Source organism: Bradyrhizobium sp. 31Argb, assembly GCF_043638955.1.
Lineage (GTDB): Bacteria > Pseudomonadota > Alphaproteobacteria > Rhizobiales > Xanthobacteraceae > Bradyrhizobium.
Genome location: NZ_JBEGDB010000118.1, coordinates 1 through 23,323, shown reverse-complemented (window position 1 = coordinate 23,323; position 23,323 = coordinate 1). Strand labels below are relative to the sequence as shown.

Sequence of the window (23,323 nt, the reverse complement as noted above, 5' to 3'; positions counted from 1 at the left end):
GAGCGGGCTGCTCACGATCGTCTGAATTCGGCGCTCATGATCGCGCGAAATCGCTGCTCACCATCAGTGAAATATGCAGCCCGCCGCGTAGTATGCGGATGCCTCCTCTCCGCTGATTGTGCGCCAAGGATACATCGCTCCTCGATGGCCCAGTTCTCTCGCGCGAGCCCGTGCCTGAGGAAGCATCTTGTAACGAAAGGCCAGAAGGTTCCTTGCGATCCACGGGGACGTATAGATCAGAAACGGCAACACGTAGATTTCCGTATCCCAAAAGTAGTGTCCTTCATAAGCCTGTCCTGTGAGTCCTTTCGCGGGCACGCCTGCTCCCTCCGCGCGCGCAGAGGCTTGAAGGATATGAAAAAGGTTGAAGCGGATCGCTTGCTGGATTTCTACGGTGCTCCGCTGTACTCGCTGCTCACTAATATCTTTGATGCGAACATCGCTCCGGCGCCAAAAATCGTCCATGTACTGCTCTTGAGAGGCGAGCAGCCGCTGGAAACCCTGAGTCACGACGCGATCCATTGTCCATTCAGCGCGGCCGCAGAGTTCTTCTGCGGATGCCGTGTGGGAGGTGTGATAAACCATGTATTTGGTGAGCTGGATCGGACAGCCGGGCTTGGCATCGACAGCGTAGGCAACCTGGCCGAAGTCAGGGGTGCAGGCGACCTTGTGCGAGTGTGAGCAAGAACTCTCCAGCGAGTGGTCCGTCGCGCATGCCAACATATAGCGGCTCCTTTCCGTCGTATGGCACAGCACGATGCGCTGGTCTTTGGCGTAGTTGGTTTGCGGATGAAGTACCTGGCCGGAGAACGCTCTTGCCAGGCGCGGATCATCGCGATCGCCGCGGCCGCTTGGTTTATGAGTGGTCATCTCCGAAGAGATTACGACAAATGCCTGAGCATCTACGAGTGTCACACAGTATGAGATAGCGACCACGTGCCTGTTCACGAAGGAGACCAGACGCCGGGACGTGATCGATACCTGCTTGCCGGACGGGGTCTCCCAAGTCACGGTCCGATCGAGTGTGCCGGCCCTCATGTTGAGCCGCCGGTCGTACGCTAGGAGGTGCGCATTGGGCAACCAGAACGGTTCGTCGTCCACGAAGAGCTTGATGATCTTGCTGTCCGTCACGTTGCAGATCGTCTGGCCGGTCTTGGCGAAACCAAAAGCTTCTTCTCCGTAGACGATAGGCCAGGTTTCATAAAACCCGTTGATGAATGTGCCGTTCTCGACGTTGGGACCACCCTCCTCCGGGCAGCCGCGCGTGCCGATATATCCATTGCCGAGTGCCAGCATCGTTTCGACCTGGGCCAGAAAATCGGGTCGAAACGACTTTTCGATAACATTCCACTCATCGGCCGGATAATCGCGAGATGGCGGGCGGAGCCGTTCATGGTGTAGCATCGGGCTGTTTCTCCCAAGGCAGCACTTGGCGTTAATCAGTCAGTTAGTTCGGCCAAATCGTGGACTACCAGATGAGCCCCATGGTGCTTCAGCTCATCCGCATTTCCCTTGCGAGCGACGCCGATCACCAGCCCAAAGTTTCCGTTAGATCCCGCTTGGACTCCGGAAATGGCATCCTCGATCACAATTGTCCTTATCGGCAGAACCCCAAGGAGCCGTGCCGCCAGCAGGAACGTGTCCGGGGCCGGCTTGCCGGAAAGACGTTGCGCCTGGATCACGTTGCCATCGACCCGCACCTCAAAAAACTCGTCCAGCCCCGCCACCCGCAGGACGGACGCACAGTTCTGACTCGAGGTGACTACGGCAATTTTGAACCCATCGTGGCGGAGCTGATGGATGAATTGCACACTCCCGTCATAAGACTCTACGCCATCCTCCACGATCGCACGATCGACTAGGTCGTCCTTGCGGTTTCCGAGCCCGCACACTGTTTCGACTTTTGCAGAGTCCTCTGGATCTCCTTCTGGAAGTTCGATGCCGCGCGATCTCAAGAAATCACGCACGCCGTCGAAACGGGGTTTGCCATCCACATGGAGCCGGTAATCGGTGTCGATATCGAAGGGACGAAATGCTGCCCCCGTCTGCCTCGCACGCTCCAGCAGATACTCATCGAACATCTGTTTCCAACACGTCGCGTGGAGTTTGGCTGTATCCGTCAATACACCATCCAAGTCAAAAAGGACGGCGTCGTACTGATCGCGGCTGATGCGCTTGCTCTTGGGTTGCGGCATGGATCACTCTCCTCTTGCCCCAAGGACCTAACCGCCGGAACGTTGGCGTCCCGCCGACCGGGTTAGACGTTATCTGCCTCTGTGGAGCGAACCGCGACAGAGGCGGCCTCTTTCCCCCATCTCCAGCCTGTGATCTCGGGCATATCGTCCCCATACCGAGCAATGTATGTCTTGTGATCGATGAGCTTGTCCCGAATCGCCTGCTTGGCATAAGCAGCCCGTGACCCGAGCTTCGGCACGCGATCAATCACGTCGGATACGAGATGGAAGCGATCCATATCGTTCAGTACGCACATATCAAACGGGGTTGTGGTGGTACCTTCCTCCCTGTAACCCCGGACATGCAGGTTGTCGTGGCCGGTGCGCCGGTAGGTCAATCGGTGGATCAGCCACGGATAACCATGGAAGGCAAAGATGATCGGCTTGTCGGTGGTGAACAACGCATCAAAATCCTGATCCGAGAGGCCGTGCGGGTGTTCGCTCGGTGGCTGCAGCTTCATCAGATTGACAACGTTGATGACGCGCACTTTGAGATCGGGCGCATGTCGTCTAAGCAGGTCGACCGCCGCAAGAGTCTCCAGTGTCGGTACGTCTCCACAACAGGCCATCACAACATCTGGCTCGCCACCCCGGTCGTTGCTGGCCCACTGCCAGATGCCCAGTCCGGCCTCGCAGTGCTTGATCGCCTCGTTCATTGTCAGCCACTGAGGAGCAGGCTGCTTGCCCGCGACGACGACATTGACGTAGTTCCGGCTGCGCAGGCAATGGTTGGTGACCGAGAGTAGGCAGTTCGCGTCGGGCGGCAGATAGACCCGGATGACCTCAGCTTTCTTGTTCACGACATGATCGATGAACCCAGGGTCTTGATGGCTGAAGCCGTTGTGGTCCTGACGCCAGACATGGCTGGACAAAAGATAATTCAGCGAGCCGATCGGTCGTCGCCAGGGAATGTGATTGCATACCTTCAACCACTTGGCGTGCTGGTTGAACATGGAATCGATGATGTGGATGAAAGCCTCATAGCAAGAGAAGAAACCGTGCCGGCCCGTGAGGAGATAGCCCTCAAGCCAGCCCTGGCACTGGTGCTCGCTGAGCATCTCCATTACTCGCCCGTCGGGCGCGAGATGATCGTCCCACGGATAAGTTTCCGCTACCCAGGCACGGTTGGTTACCTCCAGCACGTCTTGCCAACGGTTGGAGTTGTTCTCGTCCGGACTGAAGAGTCGGAAGTTCCGTTGCTCCATGTTGAGCTTCATCACGTCACGTAGAAACCGCCCCATGATCCGCGTCGACTCCGCCATAACGGCGCCGGGCTCGCTCATTTCGACCGCGTAGTCGCGGAAATTCGGCATTCGCAGTTCGCGCAGAAGTAACCCGCCATTGGTGTGCGGGTTGGCGCTCATACGGCGGGTTCCTCGAGGAGCGAGGTCGGCCAACTCAGGACGAAGCCGGCCGCCGTCGTCGAAAAGTTCGGCAGGTCGGTAGCTTTTCATCCATTCTTCCAGAATGCGGACATGGGCGTTGTTTTCGTGCATCTCGCCCATGGGCACTTGATGAGAGCGCCAGTAATCCTCGGTCCGCTTGCCATCGATTTCCTTCGGACAAGTCCAGCCCTTGGGGGTTCGTAGGACAATCATCGGCCAGCGTGGCCGTTCGTTAAAGCCGTTGCGTCGTGAATCCACCTTTATCCGCTGAATTTCGCCGATAATCTTATCCAGCGTAGCGGCCATAAGTTCGTGCATTTTTTCCGGCTCATCCCCCTCAACAAAGTAAGGCGTATAGCCGTAGCCGCGAAACAACCGATCCAGCTCTTCACGGCTGATGCGGGCGAGAATGCAGGGATTGGCAATCTTATAGCCGTTCAAATGGAGGATCGGCAAAACCACCCCGTCAATCGCGGGATTCAAGAACTTGTTGGAATGCCAGCTCGTTGCCAGCGGTCCCGTCTCCGCTTCACCGTCGCCGACGACGCAGGCAACGATCAAATCTGGATTGTCGAAGGCTGCCCCATAAGCATGCGACAGAGAGTACCCAAGTTCGCCCCCCTCGTGAATTGAACCCGGAGTCTCCGGCGCTACGTGACTGGGAATACCGCCAGGGAACGAGAATTGGGTGAACAGCCGTTTCATGCCCTCTTCATCGGGCGAGATGTTCGGGTAAACCTCGCTGTAGGTTCCCTCGAGATAGGCATGCGCGACCAGGCTCGGGCCGCCATGCCCAGGGCCCGTGATATAGATCATATCGAGGTCGTGCTTCTTAATGATCCGGTTCAAGTGAACGTAGATGAAGTTCAAACCGGGTGAAGTCCCCCAGTGACCGAGGAGCCGCGGCTTGATGTGCTCCTTCGTGAGCGGCTGCTTAAGCAGCGGGTTGTCGTAGAGATAGATCTGGCCCACCGAGAGGTAGTTGGACGCCCGCCAATACGCATCCATCATTGCCAGCTCTTTATCAGACAACGCGTTTGCCATTGTTTCCTCCTCACTCCGTCTCATCGAGCGCGCCGTTGCAGGGCTCGGCGGAAACCGAGCGCCGTTAATCGCCTGCATCACAGCAGAGACGGCAGCTACAGGGAAAACCGCGCGGCACGGTCTTCATTGATCCAGATCAACGCAAGTCCCGCTGAGGGTCACTCTGGCCAATCCTGGCCGCCGCCTGTCGGCCCGGAGGTGACCGGACACTTTGGTTCAAGCGACGACACGTGCGGCTTGGGATCGGCGGCCAAGAACGGCACGCCATAGATCGCTCAATTGTTCGGCGGGAATTCCACCTGGTTGTTCTGCTTGCCGGTGTTGAATTCCATGATCTTCCGCGTCACGCCGGGAAAGATCGCCGAGATCGGATTGACGCGCAGCACCGGCTGCGCCGGTGTGCCCACAACCTCGTAGGTCACGCCGATCAGGCCCTCATTACTTCCGCCGCCGAGCACTAGGCCGATCACCGGCAACTGGCCGAACATGTTGTTCAGGCCGTACATCGGCACGAAGGTGCCGCTCATGCGCACCTGGTTGCCGATGTTGTCGATGCTTCCTTCGATGGTCGCGCCGATCGCCGGCCCCTTCACGACGCCGTCGCGGATCGAGAGCAGTCCGCTCTGGCGCGTGAACTCGGCGCGCAAGGCGCTGAACGCGACGCCGCTCGTCGTGCCAGGCGAACCGCCGGCTGCGATCCGGTCGAGCTCGGGTTGACCTTTGACGGAGAAGTCGCGGATGTTGATCAGCCCTTCCTTGGGGCTCGGCTCCGCCGCCGGCGGCTCCATCGCGAGCGTGAGCTGACCGCCCACGATCTTGGAATAGAAATCGGTGAAGCGGAAGAATGCGCCGGCGTCGTTGGTCTGCAGGTAGACCACCTCGCGCCCCTGCTGGCGACCGCGCAGATCGGCGGTCACGGGCGTATCGCGCCCGATCTTGCCGTTCAGTGCAAAACTCTTGATGGCGCCGTTGCGCTTGGAGGCCTTCGCATCGACGCTGCGCAACGCTTCGCCATTGAAGCCGGCAACCGCCCCGAGCTTGAGGTCGATGTCGTAATCGATGTTCTTGGTCTTGTTCTTGGGGTCGTCGCGGCCCGAAATCGCCGTGCGCAGGAAGCCGCGGCCATCGAACACGTCGCCGCGCATGGAGACCTTCAAGACGCCGTCGGGCCCGCGGTCGGCGCGCAGCGTGGTCTTGTCGCCTTCCGACGGCGAATAGGTCGGGAAGTTGGCGTTCATGAGATCGCCATTCTGGTCAACTTCCACCGATCCCTTGATCGACGTGCCGGCGCCTTCGACCACGATGTCCTCAAAGCGCGTCGATTGCGGCTTCTGCACCACGTTGAAGGTGGCCTTGCCAGACTTGCCGGGCGTCTTGACCCAACCGGGCAGGATATTGTCGAGCCTGACCTGGGTGAGATCAGCCTCGACGCCGAGCTTGCTGTCGTGATCGCTGCTGCTCGCGATCTTGCCCACGACCTTGACCGGGATCGCGCCGCTCACCGCGGATCCGAGGTCGAGCCCGAGCCGCTGGCGGCCGGCATCGTCGAGCGTTGACTGCAGCTTGATGTCGGCGTCGCCCTCGCTCGGCTTGCGGTAATCCAGCGAAGCCGGCTGCCCGCCGATCTTGACGTCACCCTTGACCTGATAGCCCGCATTGTTGGCGACGACCTTCAGCGCGTTGGCCTCGAGCTTCTGGTTCATCACCAATTTGTCGATCGCGACGCTGCCGAGATCGGCGGTGACGGCGTAAGTCGTATCCTCCTTGGTCAGCACGCCCTTGACCGGCAGGCCGAGATTGATCGTGGCCGAGACCGTCCCCTTGCTCGCATTGGGATCGACGAATGTCGTCCCCGACACATCGCTGAGGCGGTCGGAAGCAAGGATTTCGGCGCAGGCCGGCACCGGACAATCGACGCGGAATTTGATCTTGGCCGGCGAGGGTTTTGGCACCAGGTCCGGGACTTCGAAGGAGAAGTCCGACAGCGTGATCTTGCGCCCGCCCGGCGTGTCGGCGATGCCCTGGGCGATGTTGACGGTCGCGGTGCGGCCGGTCACCCGCGCCCGCAAATCCGCGTCATGAACCACGGGCATCTCGTCCACCGGACGCACCGTCACGCCGCTCGCGACGATGTTGACGGCAAGCCCGTCATCCGGGATTGGAGGCCCCTTGCGGGACAGGTTGCGCACCGGCGAGTTGACGCCGATCTCGATGCGCTGGAGCGTGCCGCGCTCGATCCGCTCGATCACCCATTCGCGCAATTCCGGCACGACCAGCGCAGGCCAAACTCGCTTCAGCGCCGAGGCCGACATTGGCGTGCCCGCGAACCCGAGCTGCAGCCGCGGCTCGCCGGAATAGTCGATGCTGCCGGTGCCGGCGATGCCGATCTCGCCATTGCTGATATCGGCCTGCGTCAGCAGCACGCGCTTCTTGTCGGTGTCGAAACGCAAGCCAACCGCGATGCGATTGAAGATCAGCGGCGGCTCGTTGTCGATGCCCGCGAGCAGGATGGTGCCGCCGCTCAGGCCGAGCTGCCAGTCGTTGATATCGTCATTCGGCGGTTCGAGATGAGCGAGCAGCGTGACCCGATTGGCGCCGGAGACGACCTTGAACGGCGCCAGCAGCACGCGGCGTCCAGCGTCCCATTCAACATTCACTTCGGCCGAATCGATCGCCATCGGATAGTCGGGCGTATCGGTGTCGATCAGGTTGCCGGGGCCGGCGGTGATCTTGCCGCGGAAATAGGTCGGCAGCCCGTCGCGGCCGATTTCACCCTTCAGTTCACCGGATAGCGGCAGCTCGGCATTGTAGGTGAGATCCTTCACCCTGAGCGCGAGCAGGATATTGGCGGATGACAGCTTGTCGGCGCGCAGGTCGACCGCGCGCACGCCATCCCTGAGCGGGCCAACCGCGACGCGCAGCGACCACGGATGGGCGCCCTCTTCACCGACGCTCAGCGCCACGCCGCCGCCGCTCGGCCGCCGCAGGCTCAGGCTGATATTCTCGAAGGTCCATTTGCCGCCGCGCTGCTGATCGTCGACGACGAGGTTGCCGTTCTTCAGACCGATCTCGTTGAGGTTCTGGCCGTCGAGACCGGTCATGCTGAGGCTGTCGAGCCAGTCGAGGCCGGCAAGCAATCCGCTCTGCGCGCTCTCAGACGGCGGCGCCGGGACGCTGACGGACGGCGACGAAGGTGGCGATAACGGCGGCGGCGGGGGCACCGGCCGCGGGAATGTCGGCGGCAGGCCCGCCTCATGCTTGGAAGCGACACCGGTCGCGAGCGGCTTGGCGGTATCGCCGGCGGAAACGGTCACATAGCCGTCCGGCGTGATCCGGATCGCGAGTTCGGCATCGACGAGGTTAAGGCTTTCGGCGCGGAGTTGGCCCATCAGCAGCGCGGTGCCGGACAGTTTGACCTCGGCTTTCGGCGCGCTCGCGACGATCGCACGGTCGCGGTCGCGCACGATGATGTCGCGGATGCGCACGGCGATTCCAATCCGGCCGGCGCGCTCGATCTGGGTACCACCGACCTCGACCGTGTTGCCGTGGCCGATATTGTCCTCGATCGCGGTCGCGAGCCATGGCGTCGCCATATCGAGATTGATCGGGCCTGCCCCCAGCCGCCACCACAGCGCGCCGAAGCAGCTCATGAAGATCGCCGCCAGCACGCCCAGCACCAGGGCGATGCGCTTGACCCAGCGCCCGCCATGAGTCGATCGCCGCCTGGGGCCGAAGAAGTCACCGATCCGGTGCAGGCCGGAATCTGAGCGCGACAACAGCCGCCGCGCGCGATGGCCGGCAGCCTCGTCATGCTCCTCCCAGCCGACCTCGTCGCCCCAGCCGCAATACTGGGCGTCGGCACGCGGATTCGGGCTGTGACCTTGGAGCGATCCTTGGGAGCTCGATCCTTGGGACGACGTATTCTTTGCCATTGCCTCTCGGTGCAGGCGCTGAGGTTGATCGCCGCCCAAGGCACGCCCATCGATCTGTATCGAGCGCTCCTGTGCCGGCATCGCTGCCAATCCTCGCTTAATACTGTTAGTCGCCCTCAGCCCCAAGTGAACATTTGAGTGAACATTTGAGCGAACATTCGAGCAAACTTTCAAAGCAGGTTAGGCGAGCGGGCGGATGACGCGTCGAAATCCCTGTGACCATACTCCCGCGCCATCACACTTGCCCGACAGTCGGCACAAATCCGATCGCCGGCGACAAGCGCCGCACTGATACAATGGTTGAGCCCCGGAAAGCGACGAAAGGAAGGCGTATGTCCAAGAAAACGCGCAAGAAATCCTCCAAGACCACAGCCAAATCGTCTCCGACCAAATCGTCTCGGGCCACGGTGGTCCGCAGTAAGGCCGTCGCATCGGTCAAGCCGCCCGCGGCAAAGGCTCGCAAGGCGGTCGCAAAGAAATCCAGCAAGGCGGCCAAAGCCGCATCCACCAAACCGTCCCACAAGGCCGCATCGAAATCGTTAAAATCCGCTGCATCGGCTGCGACCAAATCGACCACCCTGCTCGAGGGTGCCAAGGCGCCTGACTTCCGCCTGCCCCGCGACGGAGGAAGTGAGGTCTCACTCACCGACTTCGCCGGCAAGAAGCTGGTGCTGTTCTTCTACCCGCGCGCGGACACGCCGGGCTGCACCAAGGAGGCGATCGATTTCACCCGGCTGAAGGATGCGTTTGCCGAGAGCGGCACCGAGATCCTCGGCGTTTCTGGCGACACCGTGAAGGCGCAGGAATCATTCAGGAACAAGCATCAGCTCGCCATTCCCCTGGGCTCGGATGACCAGCACGAGATGCTGGAGGCCTATGGGGCCTGGGGCGAGAAATCCATGTATGGCAGGACTTTCCTTGGGATTCTTCGCACCACGGTTCTGGTCGACGCCAATGGCCGGATCGCCAGGATCTGGCGCAATGTCCGGGTCGACGGCCATGCCGACGAGGTCCTGGCCGCCGCCCAATCGCTCTGATCCACCGGGCCCCGTTTCCGGAAAATTAACCATGACCGGCTCAAATCGCTCCCGAACTGAGGCCGTACGGAACTTGATCCGACCGGCGCGGGAGTGCCGATGTCCTATCGTTCCGGTCACCATTTCGACCATCACCAGCAGCACCATCATCCACGAGAGCACGGGCGGACGTCCCCTCGCCGCCCTGCGGCCCATGCCGCGGCGTCAGCAGCCGCGCAGCCTGCGAACGACTACACCCTCGTCCATGCCGGCAAGCAGGTTCGCATTGGCCCGGTCCTGTTCTGGGCTGCGGTCGGCTCGGTGGTCCTGCTCGGCATATGGTCGGCCGCAACCGCGACCTATTTTGCGTTTCGCGACGACGTCCTGACCCGGCTGCTGGCCCGCCAGGCCGAGATGCAATTCTCCTATGAGGACCGGATCGCGGAATTGCGCGCCAAGGTCGACCGCACCACCAGCCGGCAGCTCCTGGACCAGGAACAGTTCGACCAGAAGCTCGAGCAGATCATGCGCCGGCAGACCGCGCTCGAAGCCCGCGCCACTGCGCTGGGCTCGATGCCGGATGTCGCAACAACCGGCTCGATCCGCCCGCCCGCGCGCAATGCCGCGCCGGAAGCGACGGCGACGCCAAAGCCCTCGCCGATCAGCGACACCGTGATCTTCGCGGCGCCGCCGGATCGCGAGGCGCGGCTGGAATCGCGTGCCCCGATCAAGGCAGCGGCACCGGTGAACCAGTTCGCCAAGCTGCAGGGCTTCGACAATGTCCTGGTCCGTCTCCAGACCTCGCTCGACCAGGTCGAGCGACGCCAGATGGCAGCGCTGAGCTCAGCCGAGGAGACCATGGAATCGCGGGTCCGCCGGATGCGCGGTGTGATCACGGATCTCGGTCTCAACATGTCGCAGCTCGAAGCCGCGACCCCACGCTCGGCGATCGGCGGCCCCTTCGTGCCCGTCAAGCTGCCCGGCGACGCCGGTCCGTTCGAGCGGCAACTCAACCGCATCAACATCACCCGCGCGCAGATGCAGCGCTTGAACGCCACGCTGACGCTGGTGCCCTACCGCAAGCCCGTGATCGGTGAAGTCGAGTTCACCTCGGGCTTCGGCGTCCGCACCGATCCGTTCCTCGGCCGTCCCGCGATGCATACCGGCCTCGATTTCCGCGCCGCGATGGGCGATCCCGTCCGCGCCACCGCCAATGGCAAGGTGGTGTCATCGGGCTGGGCCGGCGGTTACGGCCGCATGGTCGAGGTCGATCACGGCAATGGTCTTTCCACCCGCTACGGCCACCTGTCCGAGATCAACGTCAAGGTCGGCGAAACCGTCAAGATCGGCCAGGTGATCGGTGCCGTCGGCTCGACCGGCCGTTCGACCGGCCCGCACCTCCACTACGAGACACGCATCGACGGCGACGCAGTCGACCCGCAAAAATTCCTACGCGCCGGCGTGCGCCTCAGCGCGGGCTGATCTCCGTCGTCATTCCGGGGCGCGCGGAGCGCGAGCCCGGAATCCATCAGGCTACAGGCGCAGGCGGAGAAATGGATTCCGGGTTCGTCCTTCGGACGCCCCGGAATGACGGAGAACAATTCGCCAGCGACTCCAAGGTGATTTGCGTCGTCCAGCCCCCACACGAAAAATATTCCGCTTCCGTCGTCGGGCAAATCAGTGATTTAACTCCGCGCGTCTCACGCGAATGAGGGGCGGCTCGCGATCGTCACGAACGTTGCGGTGAGATGCGGTGGACGTTGGTGTTGCGAAAGACGAACGCGACATCAGCGGACGGCGAAGTCGTGTGGTCCTGGCGCCCCGACGCTGGCGCTAAGCTTCGTGCGAACAAGTTCGCACTAGATGACGGTGGCAAGAAAGCCCGGTCACCGGGGAGAGCACGAAGTAAGCCGTAACACCATCGCGCAGGGAAAGCCGGAATGCTTCGGTTGAACCTGTGGTCCTACCCCCGTGCTTTTTGTTGCACGGGACCCACGGGTGCAACCAGCACCCGGCTTTCCCTGCGCCCTCTGATTTCGAGAGGGTGGAAAGTGAAGCAAAACTCGGACGCAAAGCGCCGCGAGAATGCGAACTCATATCCGTTGAATCGGACGTAGGATGGGTAGAGTGAAGCGAAACCCATCAGCTTCGATAGCAAGCTGCGCGAGTGATGGGTTTCGCTTCGCTCTAGCCATCCTACAGAATCGGTGCGCAAACGAAACGGCATTGTTGCTTGGCAGCAAGTGTGATTGATGCATTCGAGATCGCACCGACAGGAACTCAGGACTTGGAACCGAACACGCGAATTGGTCCGCGACGTCGCAGGCTCGGCGCCGCAGGCTTTCGCACCGCGCGATGGCTGGCGGCGAAGACGATGGGAGCGGCAAGCTTCCATCAGCTCGGCTCCGAGTTCGCCGACGCCCGGATTGCCTCTGTCCGCGACAAGCTCGCCCGCGGCGAGACCGTCTATCTCGCGGGCCTCGGCCTTCCCGGCACGCACAATTCGGGCATCGCACTGGTCGAGGTGACACAACGAGACGGCCCGCGCCTGATCGTCAACAACGAGGAAGAACGCTTTTCCGGCAACAAGCACACGACGGAATACCCTGAAAAATCGATCGACGCCGTTGTCGCAACATTGCGCGGGATGGGACGCGATGTCGGCGCGATCGACGCTTGGCTGACAAGCTGGGACTATCCGACGCTTGCCGGCACGCTGGCGCGCTCGGTGCTGGAGGAATTGCCGCAAAGCCTGAAATTGTTGCGCACGACGGAAGCGTCCGCCTTCAATGGCCGCCGCCTCGACCAGATGACGCGGACACCAAAGATCCTCGCCCGCCAGCTCAAGCTTTCCGAGCGCGTGCCCCTGATCTGCCTGCCGCACCACGACAATCATGCCTGGTTCTCGTTCGCGGCATCTCCTTTCAAGGATGACGGCGAGCCGGTCGCCATCGCCGTGCTCGACGGCATCGGCGATCTCGGCTCGCTCTCGCTTTACGTCGTCGAGAAAGGCGCGATGCACCGGCTCTACTGCAACGAGAGCATGTTCGATTCACTCGGCGCGTTCTACAGCGTGATCTCCTCGACCCAGGGCGGCTGGACCTGGCTGTCCAGCGAGGGACGCTACATGGGCGCAGCCGCCTGGGGCGATATGAGCCGATCGAGCAATCCCTATTATCGGAGGCTCCGCAAGGTACTGCATCTCGGCGCCGACGGCGAAGTCTGGCTCAACCGCGCGATGGCGAACTGGTACTGCGACCCGTTCGACAATCCCTACAAGGCCGCGTTGACCGATATTCTCGGCGAACCGCTCAAGCCGGATCAACTCTGGAATCCCGACGCGATGCTGCGCGTCGAGGATATCAAGCACCGTCCCGACACGCAGGATCGCCTCGACAAGGCCGCCGCGACGCAGCTCGTGTTCGAGGACGCAATGATCCATGTCGTGGATCATCTGTTGCGCACAACCGGCGCCCGCCGGTTGGTGCTGACCGGCGGCGTCGCGCTCAACGCCGTCGGCAACATGCGCCTGATCGAGCATTTCGATGAGAGCTGGTTTGCCAATGCGCAGGGCCGGCGCGCGCAATTGCATCTGTGGGTGCCGCCGGTGCCCGGCGATCCCGGTGTCACCATCGGCGCCGCCTGGCTGTTCGCGCATCTCGCCGGTGCTCCGCGCGGCGGGCCGATGACGCATGCGTTCTACTGCGGCATGCCGCCGACATCTGACGACATCGCGATCGCGCTGAAGGCGGACGACATTGCCTCAGAGCGGATCGGCGACATCTCGACGCCTGAGGGACGCGACGCCATCGCCGACCTGATGGCGTTCATGGTGGCACAGAACGGCGTGATCGCGATCTATCAGGGCCCGGCCGAGACCGGGCCACGCGCGCTCGGCCATCGTTCGATCCTCGCCAACCCCTGCGATCCCGCCACGCGCGAGCGGCTGAACGAACGCGTGAAATATCGCGAGGCAATCCGGCCCCTGGCGCCGATGGCGACGCTGGAGGCGGCGCAGTATTATTTCGAACTGCTGCCCGGCGCCTCCGACGACGACTACAACGCCTATAACTACATGGTGCTGACCGCACGCTCAAAACCGCACGCGCGCGACAAGATCCCGGCCGTCGTCCACGCCGACGGCACCGGCCGCATCCAGATCGTGCGCGAGCAGGACGATCCCCTCACCTACGCCTATCTCAAGGCGCTCGGCCGCCGCATCGGCGTCGAAGTGTCGGTTAACATGTCGTTCAATGTCGCAGGCCCGATCGCGCAGACGCCAAGCCAGGCCATCGACACACTGCGCCGCTCCAAGGGGCTCGACGCCGTGATCATGGTTGCAAGCGATGGCACCGTGTACGCCGCATGGCACGGCGGGGCGCGTGACAGCGGCCGCTTCACGCAATGGCTGTCGGAGTGGAAAAGCGTGCAGCCGGTTGCATGAGCAAGCCGAAACGGCGCGCTTCCTTTATTAATCGACATCCTCAATCGCGCCAGCCGTCGTGCCGAAAGCCTTTTGCGCCAGCGTGGCCGCCATGAACTCATCAAGGTCGCCGTCGAGCACGCCTGCGGTATCGGAGGTCTGCACGCCCGTGCGCAGGTCCTTCACCATCTGGTACGGCTGCAGCACGTAGGAGCGGATCTGGTGGCCCCAACCGATATCGGTCTTGGCGGCCTGGTCGGCGGCCGCCTGTTCCTCGCGCTTCTTCAATTCGATCTCGTAGAGTCGGGCGCGCAGCATGTCCCACGCCTGCGCGCGGTTCTTGTGCTGGGAGCGGCCGGCCTGGCAGACCACGGCGATGCCGGTCGGGATATGGGTCAGGCGCACCGCGGACTCGGTCTTGTTGACGTGCTGGCCGCCGGCGCCGCCCGAGCGCATGGTGTCCGTGCGCACATCCGACTCCTTGATGTCGATCTTGATGCTGTCGTCGACCACCGGAAAGATCGTCACGCTCGAGAACGAGGTGTGGCGGCGCGCATTGGAATCGAACGGCGAAATCCGGACCAGACGATGCACTCCGGCCTCCGTCTTCAGCCAGCCATAGGCGTTGTGGCCGCTGATCTGGATGGTGGCGGACTTGATGCCCGCTTCTTCGCCCTGGGATTCCTCGAGAAACTCGACCTTGAAGCCATGATTCTCCGCCCAGCGCGTGTACATGCGGAGCAGCATCTGCGCCCAATCCTGGCTCTCGGTGCCGCCTGCGCCGGCATGGACTTCCAGATAGGAGTCGAACTTGTCGGCCTCGCCTGACAACAGCGCCTCCAGCTCGCGCCGGGCGACTTCCTTTTTGAGGTCCTTGAGCGCCTTCTCGGCTTCCGCGACGACGCCCTCATCGTTCTCGGCCTCGCCGAGCTCGATCATGCCGACATTGTCCTCGAGCTCGCGCTCGACCTTGCTGATGCCGGACAGCGCATCCTCCAGCGAGGTGCGCTCCTGCATCAGTTTCTGGGCTTTCTGGGGATCGTTCCAGAGATCGGGATCTTCGGCGAGCTTGTTCAGCTCGGCCAGCCGTGCCGTCGATTTCTCGACGTCAAAGATGCCTCCTCAGCAGCCCGACCGACTGCTTGATCTCTTCAACAAGGCGTTCCACTTCCGCGCGCATGGTCTTTCTGGTCTGAATTATGAATGTCTTGTGAGGGATGTAGCGGCCGAAGCGCTGAAGCGCAATCGGCCGCGAGCCTATTTCCCGATGATTTGGAGCTTCAGGGCGCTAATACAATCCGCCGGGACGCATGATCGCACCTGCGTCGGGCGCGACGGCCGGCGGCAACCGGCCCTCGGCGTCGGCCACGCCGATAGCGGAGTAGCTATCCGGCGGCGCCGTGCCCGGCTTGAATGCCTCCAGGATGGTGCGTCCACCCTCGCCCGGGCCAGCGCGCATGCCGCTCTTGGAATCGACGCGGACGAGCTTGATGCCGGCCGGAATCTTGAACGGCGTTGCGGGCTTTTCCGCCAGTGCAAGTTTGAGGAAATCGCGCGCGACCGGCGCGGCCAATGCGCCGCCAGTGGCCTTGCGACCGAGATTGCGCGGCTTGTCGTAACCCAGGTAGACACCGACTACGAGATCCGGCGAGAAGCCGATGAACCAGACGTCCTTCTCGTCGTTGGTGGTGCCGGTCTTGCCGGCGATCGGCTTGCCGACTTCCTTCACCGCCGTGGCGGTTCCGTACTGGACCACGCCTTCCATCATCGAGGTGATCTGGTAGGCCGTCATCGGATCGAGCACCTGCTCGCGGCGATCGACGAGCTGCGGCTCGGGCTGGTTCTTCCAGCCGCCGGGCGCGTCACAGCCGCGGCATTCGCGCTGGTCATGCCTGTAGATGGTGTGACCGTAACGGTCCTGGATGCGGTCGATCAGCGTCGGCTTCACGCGGCGGCCGCCATTGGCGAACATCGAATAGGCCGTGACCATCCGCATCACCGTGGTCTCGCCGGCGCCGAGCGCGTACGAGAGATAGTTCGGCAGTTCGTCATAGACGCCGAAGCGCTTGGCGTATTCGCCGATCAGGGGCATGCCGATGTCCTGCGCCAGCCGCACCGTGACGGTGTTCAGCGAGCGCGCCAGCGCGTTGCGCAGCGTGGTCGGACCGTAATACTTGCCAGTCGAATAGTTCTCCGGGCGCCAGACGCCGGCGCCCTGCCCCTGGTCGATTTCGATGGGCGCATCGACCACCACGGTGGATGGCGTGTAGCCGTTATCGAGCGCGGTCGAATACACGATCGGCTTGAACGACGAGCCCGGCTGCCGATAGGCCTGGGTGGCGCGGTTGAACTGGCTCTGGTCGAACGAGAAGCCGCCGACCATGGCCAGCACGCGGCCAGTCCATGGATCCATCGCGACCATGGCACCGGAGATTTCCGGCAATTGCCGCAGCCGGTACTGGCCTTCGACCGCCGTGCCCTCCTTGGTCACCAGGGGGTCGGCATAGATGACGTCACCGGGCGCGAGCACCTGCGACACCGCCGTTGGCGTCCGCCCGCGCGCCGCGCCGGAAGTGGGCCTTGCCCAGCGCACGCCATCGAGCGTGATGATGCCGGTCTGCCGCTGCTTGCTGACGGCGCCGCCGAGCTCGCGGCCGGGTTGGAATCCGATTCGCGCCGACTGGTCGCTGGTTTCGAGCACCACCGCAATTCGCCACGGCGAGATGTCGGAGAGCGATTTGACGTCGGCGAGCTTCACGCCCCAATCGCCGGAAACATCGAGCTTGGTGATCGGGCCGCGCCAGCCCTGCCCTTCGTCGTAGTTGACGAGGCCGGCGGCCATGGTCTTGCGCGCCATCACTTGGATCTTCGGATCGAGCGTGGTGCGCACCGACAAGCCGCCCTCGTAAAGCTTCTTCTCGCCGTATCGCTCGAAGATGTCGCGGCGGACCTCCTCGGCGAAATATTCGCCGGCAAAGGTGTGTGAGCCGTTGCTGCGATTGGTGACGACCAGCTGCTCCTTGCGGGCCTTGTCGGCGTCGGCCTGCTTGATCCAGCCATTCTCGAGCAGGCGGTCGATCACGTAGTTGCGGCGCTCGATCGCGCGGTCGCGGTTGCGCACCGGATGCAGCGCCGCCGGCGCCTTTGGCAGCGAGGCGAGATAGGCGGCTTCGGCGACGGTCAGTTCATTCACCGACTTGTCGAAATAGACCAGCGAGGCGGCGGCGACGCCATAGGCACCAAGGCCGAGATAGATTTCGTTCAGATAGAGCTCGAGGATGCGATCCTTGGAGTAAGCGCGCTCGATGCGCATCGCGAGCAGCGCTTCCTTGATCTTGCGAGCGAACGAGACCTCGTTGGTGAGCAGGAAGTTCTTGGCGACCTGTTGCGTGATCGTCGACGCGCCCTGCGGCCGGCGGCCCGAGCCATAATTCTGCGCGTACAGGATCGCAGCGCGCGCCATGCCGGAGAAGTCGATGCCGCCGTGCTCGTAGAAATTCTTGTCTTCGGCTGCGAGGAACGCGTTGATGACGAGCTTGGGCACCGCCTGGATCGGCAGATAGAGCCGCCGCTCCTTCGAATATTCGCCGAGCAGCGAGCCGTCGGACGCGTGCACGCGCGTCATCACCGGCGGCTCATAGTCCTGAAGCTGAGAATAGTCCGGCAGGTCCTTGGAGAAATGCCAGATCGCGCCCGCGACGCCGGCCACGCCGACCAGGAACACGACGGTCCCCGCGGCGAACAAGAAACCCATGAACCGCACCAGCAAGCGCATTATCGAAGTTCCGTTTCAACCCTGTTGCGCCAGACCAGCCGGCGACAGTTCCTCGTTGCGAATGCCCCTGGCCCTAACAGCCTGCGGGTGCTTGAGGCGAACAATACAGCGCTCCGCGGACAAAATCGGCCGATTCCGCGAGGCCCCCAGATGATGTCGTATACCGTTGCCGCTGTGGCCAAACTAGGGCTTCCTGGTTCCGAGCGGCGCCTTTTCTCGGCACTGTCACTTGTCCGGCGTATCCGGCGTGGCCGTCGCGAGTCGCTTGGCAAAAAAGGCGTCAATGGCCTGCAGCATCGATCCCACCGCCTTGTTGCGCCAGTTCTCCGATACCAGGTGTTCGAGGTCGCCTTTGTTGGAGACATAGCCGAGTTCGACCAGGACCGAGGGCACGTCGGGCGCCTTCAGGACCCGAAAGCCCGCCGATTTCAGCGGGTGCTTATGCATCCGCGCCGTCGTCTTCATCTCGGACACCAACAACCGCGCAAAACGGTTGGAGAATGTCTTGGTCTCGCGGCGGGCGAGATCGATCAGGATATCGGCGACCTCGGTCGGCTCATCGGACAGGTTCACGCCGGCGATGGCGTCCGCCTTGTTCTCGGCTTCCGCCAGCCGCTCCGCTTCGACGTCGGAGGCCTTGTCAGACAGCGTATAGATGGTGGCGCCCTGGGCGTCGCCTTCCCGGCGCGGCAGCGCGTCGGCATGGATCGAGACGAACAGCGCCGCCGACTGGCTGCGGGCGATTTTGACCCGGTCGTTCAGCGGGATAAACGTGTCATCGGTGCGGGTCATGACGACCCGGTACTTGCCCGACTTCTCGATCCGGTCGCGCAATGCGAGCCCGAAGCCGAGCACGAGGTTCTTTTCCAACTCGCCGTTCGACTGGGTACCGTTGTCGATGCCGCCATGGCCGGGATCGATCACGATCAAAGGCCGCGAATCCGCCGGCTCGCCCGGTTTTGCGTTGGGTGTTCCCTCGGCCGGCATCGCCGCCTTGGCGTCCGCAATGGTTGGCCTCAGCTCCGGCCGGTCGTCCAGCGCAAGCTGCTGGGTGAACGCGTTGCGGTCAACCTGCTCCAGTTCCAGGACCAGGCGCGGCGGCTGGCCGTTGGCCGCGTCCAGCACGTAGGAATTGGCGATCTTCGCCGGCCCCGTCAGGTCAAAGACGATTCGCGAACCGCCGGGCATCACCAGCCCGTAGCGGAAGGCCTTCACCAGCCCGCGCCCGGCATTGCCGGTCCCGGAAGGAAGCTGGAACGTCACCTGGGGAACATCCACCACCACCCGGTAGGGGTCGGCCAGCGTGAAGGCGCGGAACTGGATCTTCTTGTCGAGATCGACAATGAACCGGGTCTGTTTGGCGTCGCCGGCCAACCGGGCTTCGGAAACGATAGGAAAATCAGTGTTTGCAGAAGGGCTTGGCGGCGTTCCTTCAGCTACGCCGGGAACAACAAACGGGCCGCACGACAATGCTGCGGCGCACAACAGTCTGCACCCCAGCGAAGTCCATCGATTTACGCGGTCCGCCACGATTCGGCGCCCTCCGAGCCGTCGTCATACCGCATTAGAACCACAGGGTTAACGAGACCCTAATACCGCACGGGCGAAATGGTTCGACTGTTGCCCCGCCGCGACGCTCCCTTGCGCGTGACGATCAATCCACGTATGTACGTGGTGCTGATGGCTAATACTCCCGGTTGTGTCGCGTTCAGCCTCCCGGTGCAGCGGTGGAACCTTCAAGCCGAAGGAACCAGCGTTTTTCCCGGTCCCTCCCCAGCCAGCGCCGCGCGCGGCTGACATGGAGTGGCGGTTTGAGCCCGAGCGGCGTCCGGCCCCAGACACATTCTGTGTGGCAAGGGGCGAGACACGGCAGAACTGATTGTTCGGCCCCAAAGCATGATCCGGAGAACTGGGTACCAGTTTTTCGAAACGATCATGGTCAAAAAGGGGGCCGATATGTGATTGGCCGGCGAGCGCTTTCGCGCCGCGCCGGGCCTTCAGCGAAGGATGCGGCGGTATTGTTTGCCGCCAAAATATGTTCAGACGGGCCAACCGCTTAATGCGCCAGACTGTGTTGCCGACCAACACCCCCCAGACGATCGCGACCACGCGAGGCGAAAACTCCGCACGCCGCGTCGTTCCGGTGGGAGCGGGTTCGGCACGGCGCCGCGATTTGCGTTTTGGCCTTCCCCTCACCCCCGAATCAGGTGGACCGTCGCGTCACCGGGCGGCGCAATTCGCGCGCGCCATGCTACGCGCCCGCCGCCTTCAAGAGCTCCAGAATGCCCAACAAGATGTTGATCGATGCCACCCACCCGGAAGAGACCCGGGTCGTCGTGGTCCGCGGCAATCGCGTCGAAGAATTTGATTTCGAGACTGCCCAACGCAAGCAACTGCGCGGCAATATTTACCTCGCCAAAGTGACGCGCGTAGAGCCGTCGCTGCAGGCGGCGTTCATCGAGTATGGCGGCAACCGCCATGGCTTCCTTGCCTTCAGCGAAATCCATCCAGACTATTACCAGATCCCGGTCGCCGACCGTCAGGCGCTGATCGAGGCCGAAGAGCGCGCCCATCGCGAAGCCGAGGAGGAAAGCGAAAGCCGGCCTCACCGCCGCCGCTCCCGGCACCGCAATGCCCGCCGCCGCAGCCATGGCGAGCGCGTGCAGAGCGAGGTCGTCGAGGGGGCCGAGCCGCAGGCCGATGAGGATCACGCGCTTCATGCGGAGGCCGAGCAGCACGACCTCGGCGCCGATGCGCATGAACACCATGAGCACGAAGCCTACGATTATCCTGACCATCGCGAGCATGCCGACGAGCACGACCGTCATGACGAGCACGATCGTGATGGGCACGAGCACGGCGAACACGAACACGAGCGTGCTCACGACGACCGTCATGCTCATGACGACCATGATCATGCGCCGGCTCTGAGCGAGGCCGCTGCAACGGAAGCGCAACCCGACCCGGTCGTCGCCGCGATCGAGGCATCGGCCGCCGCGGCCACTCCGGATGTCGGGGCCGAGATCGAGGTTAACCACGAGCCCGAGCGCGCCCGAGAGGAGCAGGTCGAGGAAAACGCCGCCCACGCCGAGGATGCGCAACAGACCGCGCAGCCCAGCGAGGAGCATCCGGCGTCCGATGAGCATGCCCCCGCGGAACTCGTCGCGGAGGCTGCGCCGCACGACGAGCATGGCGCCGAGCCGCTCGGCGACGAGGCGCATGACGATGAGGATGACGAGGACGGCGAAGAAGAAGAGGAAGTCGTCGAATCCGTTGGCGGCGACGACGTGCTCGAGGAGGTGCCGGAGCGCACCTTCCGTCCGCGACGCCAGTACAAGATCCAGGAAGTCATCAAGCGCCGGCAGGTGATGCTGGTGCAGGTCGTCAAGGAAGAGCGCGGCAACAAGGGCGCGGCGCTGACGACGTATCTCTCGCTCGCCGGCCGCTACGCGGTGCTGATGCCCAACACCGCGCGCGGCGGCGGCATCAGCCGTAAGATCACCTCGGCCCAGGACCGCTCGCGGCTCAAGGAAGTGGTGCAGGATCTCGACGTGCCCGAGGGTATGGGCATCATCCTGCGGACCGCCGGAGCCTCGCGTTCGAAGCAGGAGATCAAGCGCGACTTCGAATATCTGATCCGCATGTGGGAAACCGTGCGCGACCTGACGCTGAAGTCGCAGGCCCCTACCCTCGTCTACGAGGAAGGCTCGCTGATCAAGCGCTCGCTGCGCGACCTCTACAACAAGGAGATCGACGAGATCATGGTGGCCGGCGAACCCGGCTACCGCGAAGCGCGCGACTTCATGAAGATGCTGATGCCGGAGAACGTCCGCGTGGTGAAGCAGTACCGCGACGGCCAGCCTCTGTTCTCTCGGATGGGCGTCGAGAGCCAGCTCGACGCGATGTTCTCCCCGACCGTGCAGCTACGCTCCGGCGGCTACATCGTCATCAACCAGACCGAGGCGCTGGTCTCGATCGACGTCAACTCCGGCCGCGCCACACGTGAGCATCACATCGAGGATACCGCGCTCAAGACCAATCTCGAGGCGGCGGAGGAAGTCGCGCGACAGCTCCGCCTGCGTGACCTCGCGGGCCTGATCGTCATCGACTTCATCGACATGGACGAGAAGCGCAACAACCGCGCGGTCGAGCGCAAGCTCTCCGACTGTTTGCGGCAGGACCGCGCGCGTATCCAGGTCGGACGCATCTCGCATTTCGGTCTGCTCGAGATGTCGCGCCAGCGCATCCGCGCCAGCGTGCTTGAGAGCTCGACCGAGCCCTGCCCGCATTGCGGCGGCTCTGGTCATGTCCGCTCGGTCTCGTCGGTGGCGCTGCAGCTCCTGCGCGGCATCGAGGAGATCCTGATGAAGGGCGCGACCCACAATCTCGTGGTGCGCACCCGCACCGACGTCGCGCTCTACGTCCTCAACCACAAGCGCGGCCATCTGCGCGACCTCGAGACCGCCTTCAAGGTCCAGATCTCGGTGGCGGCGGATGCGACCGTGAGCGGCCAGCAGTCCTACGTCATCGACCGCGGCGAGCAGGTGCACACGCTGGAAGCCGCCAAGGCGCTGCTCGCGGCGCAGGCCGCGTCCGCGCCGCCTCAGCTCGAAGAGGCCTATGACGACGAGGAACCCTTCGACATCGAGGCGGAGATCGAGACCGAGGAGACGGAAGGACTGAGCGGCGAAACGGGCGCCGGCGAAGAGGCCGACGGTCCGCGCCGAAAGCGGCGCCGGCGGCGTCGCGGCCGCGGTGGCGAAGCCCGCGACCGCGAGGGCGGTGTGCCGCGCGAGGATGGCGAGGCGTTGCCGCTTGCGCCCGAGACCGACGACGGCATTGCCGCCGAGGAAGTCGAGACCGACGAGGACGAGAGCGAAGATCAGTCGGCTTTCGCTCGTGGTGAAGGCCAGAACGGCGAACGCCGTCCGCGCCGGCGTGGACGTCGCGGCGGACGCCGCCGCCGTAGCGGCCATGGTGCGGATGAGGGTCTTGCCGCCTCGATTGCCGACGAGCTCGGCCCGCGCGCGGAGCCGGAAGCAGCGGACGCTGTCGCCGATTTCGACGGCGGTTCGCCGGAGCCTGCACAGACATTGGTTCAGCCCGAACCGGTCGCCGAGCCCGAGTTCGAACTCGAGCTGCAGCCGGCCGAGAGCCCGCCCCCTCAGCCGGAGCCGGTGAGCGTCGCTGCGCCCGCGCCCGAGGCCGAGGAGCCTGCGCAGGAGAACGATCGCGCGATGCGTCGCCGCTCAACCGTGCGCGAGAAAGTGAGCTTCGCCTCGCAGCCCGAGCCCGCGCCCGTCGTGGTGCAAAGCGAATCCGAGCCGATTCCGCCGGCAGAGCCCGCTCCCGCGGCGGTCGCAGAGCCCGCCCCTGCAGCAACGACCGAAGCCTCGCCGCGCAAGGCCGGCTGGTGGTCGCGCCGCTTTGGCGGCGGCGGCTAGGCCGTGTGGACAGTTACCTTATCCAGAGCAGAGTGGCGGCAATGGCGACGACGGCGAAGTAGTTTCGCGC

Annotated in this window: 11 protein-coding genes; 4 read left to right on the top strand and 7 right to left on the bottom strand. The window is 63.4% G+C overall.

Annotated features, from left to right (window positions below):
- Positions 1-63: 63 nt before the first annotated feature.
- The 4 genes from AAFX91_RS22305 to AAFX91_RS22290 form a co-directional block, all read right to left on the bottom strand.
- Entirely contained in the window at positions 64-1,404 is a 1,341-nt protein-coding gene (locus tag AAFX91_RS22305; protein WP_394567914.1) for a hypothetical protein, read from the bottom strand.
- 35 nt (positions 1,405-1,439) lie between these two features.
- Positions 1,440-2,195 carry an HAD family phosphatase gene (locus AAFX91_RS22300; RefSeq protein WP_130578812.1) on the bottom strand — a complete coding sequence of 252 codons (756 nt, stop codon included), beginning with the start codon at positions 2,193-2,195 and terminating at the stop codon, positions 1,440-1,442.
- Positions 2,196-2,257: 62 nt separating this feature from the next.
- On the bottom strand, positions 2,258-4,663 hold the full coding sequence (locus AAFX91_RS22295; protein WP_394567913.1) for a phosphoketolase: 2,406 nt from the start codon (positions 4,661-4,663) through the stop codon (positions 2,258-2,260).
- 275 nt (positions 4,664-4,938) lie between these two features.
- The gene (locus AAFX91_RS22290; protein ID WP_394567912.1) at positions 4,939-8,676 is read right to left on the bottom strand and encodes a hypothetical protein; all 3,738 of its coding nucleotides are present in this window, start codon (positions 8,674-8,676) and stop codon (positions 4,939-4,941) included.
- Positions 8,677-8,927: 251 nt separating this feature from the next.
- On the opposite strand from AAFX91_RS22290, the gene AAFX91_RS22285 reads away from it, so the two are divergent.
- The 3 genes from AAFX91_RS22285 (at position 8,928) to AAFX91_RS22275 (ending at position 14,055) form a co-directional block, all read left to right on the top strand.
- Entirely contained in the window at positions 8,928-9,632 is a 705-nt protein-coding gene (locus AAFX91_RS22285) for a peroxiredoxin (protein ID WP_394567911.1), read from the top strand.
- A gap of 99 nt (positions 9,633-9,731) precedes the next feature.
- On the top strand, positions 9,732-11,093 hold the full coding sequence (locus AAFX91_RS22280) for a peptidoglycan DD-metalloendopeptidase family protein (protein ID WP_394567910.1): 1,362 nt from the start codon (positions 9,732-9,734) through the stop codon (positions 11,091-11,093).
- A gap of 805 nt (positions 11,094-11,898) precedes the next feature.
- Positions 11,899-14,055 (top strand): carbamoyltransferase C-terminal domain-containing protein, encoded by a 2,157-nt coding sequence (locus AAFX91_RS22275; protein WP_394567908.1) that lies wholly within the window; start codon positions 11,899-11,901, stop codon positions 14,053-14,055.
- Positions 14,056-14,082: 27 nt separating this feature from the next.
- Here AAFX91_RS22275 and prfB read toward each other — a convergent pair.
- The 3 genes from prfB to AAFX91_RS22260 form a co-directional block, all read right to left on the bottom strand.
- Positions 14,083-15,214 (bottom strand): peptide chain release factor 2 gene (prfB, locus tag AAFX91_RS22270; RefSeq protein ID WP_282527971.1). Its coding sequence is split into 2 segments (ribosomal slippage): positions 14,083-15,144 and positions 15,146-15,214, totalling 1,131 coding nucleotides; the frame shifts between segments, so codons are not numbered across the junction.
- Positions 15,215-15,322: 108 nt separating this feature from the next.
- Complete coding sequence (locus AAFX91_RS22265; protein WP_130582797.1) at positions 15,323-17,809, bottom strand: penicillin-binding protein 1A; 2,487 nt, start codon at positions 17,807-17,809, stop codon at positions 15,323-15,325.
- A 225-nt stretch (positions 17,810-18,034) separates the two neighbouring features.
- Positions 18,035-19,339 (bottom strand): N-acetylmuramoyl-L-alanine amidase, encoded by a 1,305-nt coding sequence (locus AAFX91_RS22260; protein WP_394567907.1) that lies wholly within the window; start codon positions 19,337-19,339, stop codon positions 18,035-18,037.
- A 752-nt stretch (positions 19,340-20,091) separates the two neighbouring features.
- On the opposite strand from AAFX91_RS22260, the gene AAFX91_RS22255 reads away from it, so the two are divergent.
- Positions 20,092-23,253, top strand: a complete 3,162-nt coding sequence (locus AAFX91_RS22255; protein WP_394567906.1) for an Rne/Rng family ribonuclease — start codon at positions 20,092-20,094, stop codon at positions 23,251-23,253.
- Positions 23,254-23,323: the final 70 nt, after the last annotated feature.

Bases quoted from the DNA above. Each gene is read 5' to 3' on its own strand.
- AAFX91_RS22305 (WP_394567914.1), bottom strand. From the start codon at position 1,404: ATGCTACACCATGAACGGCTCCGCCCGCCATCTCGCGATTATCCGGCC.
- AAFX91_RS22300 (WP_130578812.1), bottom strand. From the start codon at position 2,195: ATGCCGCAACCCAAGAGCAAGCGCATCAGCCGCGATCAGTACGACGCC.
- AAFX91_RS22295 (WP_394567913.1), bottom strand. From the start codon at position 4,663: ATGGCAAACGCGTTGTCTGATAAAGAGCTGGCAATGATGGATGCGTAT.
- AAFX91_RS22290 (WP_394567912.1), bottom strand. From the start codon at position 8,676: ATGCCGGCACAGGAGCGCTCGATACAGATCGATGGGCGTGCCTTGGGC.
- AAFX91_RS22285 (WP_394567911.1), top strand. From the start codon at position 8,928: ATGTCCAAGAAAACGCGCAAGAAATCCTCCAAGACCACAGCCAAATCG.
- AAFX91_RS22280 (WP_394567910.1), top strand. From the start codon at position 9,732: ATGTCCTATCGTTCCGGTCACCATTTCGACCATCACCAGCAGCACCAT.
- AAFX91_RS22265 (WP_130582797.1), bottom strand. From the start codon at position 17,809: ATGCGCTTGCTGGTGCGGTTCATGGGTTTCTTGTTCGCCGCGGGGACC.
- AAFX91_RS22255 (WP_394567906.1), top strand. From the start codon at position 20,092: ATGCCCAACAAGATGTTGATCGATGCCACCCACCCGGAAGAGACCCGG.